General features: G+C 64.0%; 2 protein-coding genes. Both read right to left on the bottom strand.

Going from position 1 to position 3,520, the window contains the following annotated elements; all coding sequences use genetic code 11:
• Positions 1-166 precede the first annotated feature (166 nt).
• Positions 167-3,031 carry an aminomethyl-transferring glycine dehydrogenase gene (gcvP, locus tag B3605_RS12460; protein WP_112945866.1) on the bottom strand — a complete coding sequence of 955 codons (2,865 nt, stop codon included), beginning with the start codon at positions 3,029-3,031 and terminating at the stop codon, positions 167-169.
• Positions 3,031-3,393, bottom strand: a complete 363-nt coding sequence (gcvH, locus tag B3605_RS12455) for a glycine cleavage system protein GcvH (RefSeq protein ID WP_112945865.1) — start codon at positions 3,391-3,393, stop codon at positions 3,031-3,033. The genes gcvP and gcvH overlap by 1 nt, the downstream gene beginning before the upstream one ends.
• Positions 3,394-3,520 lie beyond the last annotated feature (127 nt).

Below are 3,520 nucleotides of genomic sequence, written 5' to 3'. Positions count from 1 at the left end.
ATCAAGGCTGTACAACAAGCCCGAGGATGACGGTCGAGAGAGAATTGTGATGCCATATCAATAGGTTGGAAATGGCGTGTATTACGGTCCTCATCCGTCAACCTACCTGAACCTCCCCAGAACACCGAAACGCCCGGACAAAGCCGGGCGTTTCGATCTCATATCCTTACTCGGCCGCTTCTGCGTAGGCTTCCAGTGGTGGGCAGGTGCAGATCAGGTTGCGGTCGCCGAAGACGTTGTCGACGCGGTTGACCGGGGACCAGTACTTGTCCACGCGGAAGGCACCGGGAGGGAAGCAGGCCTGTTCGCGCGAATAGGGGCGATCCCATTCGCCGACCAGGTCTTCGACCGTGTGCGGGGCGTTCTTCAGCGGGTTGTTGGCCTTGTCGGAGCGACCTTCCTCGATATCGCGGGCTTCCTGGCGGATCGCCAGCATCGCCTCGCAGAAGCGGTCGAGTTCGGCCTTGGTTTCCGATTCCGTCGGCTCGATCATCAGCGTGCCGGCAACGGGCCAGCTCATGGTCGGGGCATGGAAGCCGCAGTCGATCAGGCGCTTGGCGACGTCGTCGACGGTCACGCCTGCGCTGTCGACCAGCGGACGGGTGTCGATGATGCACTCGTGCGCCACGCGGCCGGCCTCGGACTTGTAGAGCACGTCGTAGGCGCCCTTCAGCCGGGCGGCGATGTAGTTGGCGTTGAGGATCGCCACCTTGGTCGCCTGCGTCAGGCCTTCGCCGCCCATCATCAGGCAGTAGCTCCAGGAGATCGGCAGGATGGATGCCGAGCCGAAGGCTGCCGCCGATACGGCACCCGAACGGCCGTCGGTTTCCGGATGGCCGGGGAGATGCGGGGCGAGGTGCGACTTGACGCCGATCGGACCCATGCCGGGACCGCCGCCGCCATGGGGGATGCAGAAGGTCTTGTGCAGGTTGAGGTGGCTGACGTCGGAGCCGATGTCACCAGGTCGGGACAAACCAACCATGGCGTTCATGTTGGCGCCGTCGAGATAGACCTGGCCACCGTGCTTGTGCACGAGATCGCAGATCTCCTTCACCGTTTCCTCGAACACGCCATGCGTCGAGGGGTAGGTGATCATGCAGCAGGAGAGGTTCTCCGAATACTGCTCGGCCTTGGCGCGGAAGTCATCGAGGTCGATGTCGCCGTTTTCGCGAACCTTGACGACCACGACCTTCATGCCGACCATCTGGGCGGACGCCGGGTTTGTGCCGTGCGCAGACGTCGGGATCAGGCAGACGTCGCGGTGGCCGTTGCCGTTGGCGATGTGGTAGTTGCGGATCGTCAAGAGGCCCGCATATTCGCCCTGCGCGCCGGAGTTCGGCTGCATGGAGAAGGCGTCGTAGCCGGTGACGGCGCAGAGCTTTTCCGTCAGGTCGTCGATCATCTCGCGATAGCCGAGCGCCTGGTCAGCCGGCACGAAGGGATGGATATCCGAAAACTCGGGCCAGGTGATCGGCAGCATTTCCGCCGTGGCGTTGAGTTTCATCGTGCAGGAGCCGAGCGGGATCATCGAGCGGTCGAGCGCCAGGTCGCGGTCCGAGAGGCGACGGATGTAGCGCGTCATCTCGCTTTCGGCGCGGTTCATGTGGAAGATCGGATGCGTCAGGTACTCGCTGGTGCGGGCGAGGCCCTTTGGCAGGCGATAGCTGGGCTCGAAATCCGCCACGGCGAAGTTGCCGCCGAAGGCGCGCCAGACGGCTTCCAGCGTCGCCGGGCGGGTGCGCTCGTCGAGGCTCATGCCGATCTTGGTGGCGCCGACCTTGCGCAGGTTGACGCCTTCGGCGACCGCCGCGCGCAGGATGACGCCCTGCATGTGGCCGACATCGACGGTGATGGTGTCGAAGAAGGTTTCAGGCTCGATGGTGTAGCCGAGCTTTTCCAGGCCCTTGGCCATCAGAACGGCCTTCTGGTGGACCTGCTGGGCGATCGCCTTGATGCCCTTGGGGCCATGGAAGACGGCATACATCGAGGCCATGACGGCGAGCAAAACCTGCGCGGTGCAGATGTTCGACGTCGCCTTTTCGCGGCGGATGTGCTGTTCGCGGGTCTGCAGCGACAGGCGATAGGCGCGGTTGCCGCGGGCATCGACCGAGACGCCGACAAGACGGCCGGGCATGGAGCGCTTGTGGGCGTCCTTCACCGACATGTAAGCCGCGTGCGGGCCGCCGTAGCCGACGGGAACGCCGAAGCGCTGCGAAGAGCCGATGGCGATGTCGGCGCCCATTTCGCCAGGCGACTTCAGAAGCGTCAGCGCCAGGATGTCGGCGGCGACAATGGCGATGGCGCCGGTCTGGTGCAGGCGCGAGATCAGGCCGGTGAAATCATGCACATGGCCGTGCGTGCCCGGATACTGGAAGATGGCGCCGAAGACGTCGACCGGATCGAGATCCGTGAACGGGTTGCCGATGACGACGCTCCAGCCGAGCGGCTCGGCGCGGGTCTTGATCAGCTCGATGGTCTGCGGATGGCAGGCGGCGTCTACGAAGAAGGCCCTGGCCTTCGACTTGGAGACGCGCTCGGCCATCGCCATGCCTTCGGCGGCAGCCGTCGCTTCATCGAGCAGCGAGGCGTTGGCGACGTCGAGGCCGGTGAGGTCGCAGATCATCGTTTGGTAGTTCAGCAGTGCCTCCAGGCGACCCTGGGAGATTTCCGGCTGGTAGGGCGTATAGGCCGTGTACCAGGCCGGGTTTTCCAGGATGTTGCGCTGGATGACCGGCGGCGTGATCGTGCCGTAATAGCCCTGGCCGATCAGCGAGGTCAGGACCTTGTTCTTGTTGGCGGTTTCGCGCAGCTTGTCGAGCGCCTCGCGCTCCGTCATCGGCGCGCCCCAGAGGAGCGGCGCCTTCTGGCGGATGGAGGGCGGCACGGTCGCGTCGATCAGCCCGTCGAGGCTGTTGTAACCGATGACCTTGAGCATATCGGTCATTTCGGCCGGGGAAGGGCCGATGTGACGACGATTGGCGAAGTCGTAGGGCTGGTAGTCGGTAAACTGGAATTCCGTCGGCGTCGTCATTACGCGGTGAGCTCCTTGTAGGCCGCTTCATCGAGCAGGCCGTCGGCATCGGCGGCGTTGGCAAGCTTCAGCTTGAAGAACCAGCCAGACCCTTGAGGGTCTGAATTGACCAGCGACGGATCGGCGACGATGGCCGGGTTCACTTCGGTGATCTCGCCGGCCAGCGGGCAGTAGACATCCGAGGCGGCCTTGACGGATTCGACGGTGGCCGCGTTGTCGTTCTTGCCGAAGGTGGCGCCGACTTCAGGCAGTTCCACGAACACCAGATCGCCGAGCTGCTCGACGGCATAGGTGGTGATGCCGACGGTGGCGACACCGGCTTCGATCTGCAGCCATTCGTGTTCTTCGGTGAATTTCAGCATGGGATGGTCCTCTCTGGGGAATGGGGTGTTTGGTGGAATTGGGTGGTTTGTTTTGGTTGGCGTGGCGGCGTGTGGTGGCTGCTGGCTGAGGTGGTGCCGTGTGGCGCCCCCCTCTGGCCTGCCGGCC

Origin of the sequence: Rhizobium sp. UBA1881, assembly GCF_002338015.1 — a bacterium.
In the GTDB taxonomy this organism is placed as follows: Bacteria; Pseudomonadota; Alphaproteobacteria; order Rhizobiales; family Rhizobiaceae; genus Rhizobium.
Note: the sequence above shows the minus strand (reverse complement) of the source record. Positions and strands in the feature narration are given on the sequence as shown.

Bases quoted from the DNA above. Each gene is read 5' to 3' on its own strand.
- gcvP (WP_112945866.1), bottom strand. From the start codon at position 3,031: ATGACGACGCCGACGGAATTCCAGTTTACCGACTACCAGCCCTACGAC.
- gcvH (WP_112945865.1), bottom strand. From the start codon at position 3,393: ATGCTGAAATTCACCGAAGAACACGAATGGCTGCAGATCGAAGCCGGT.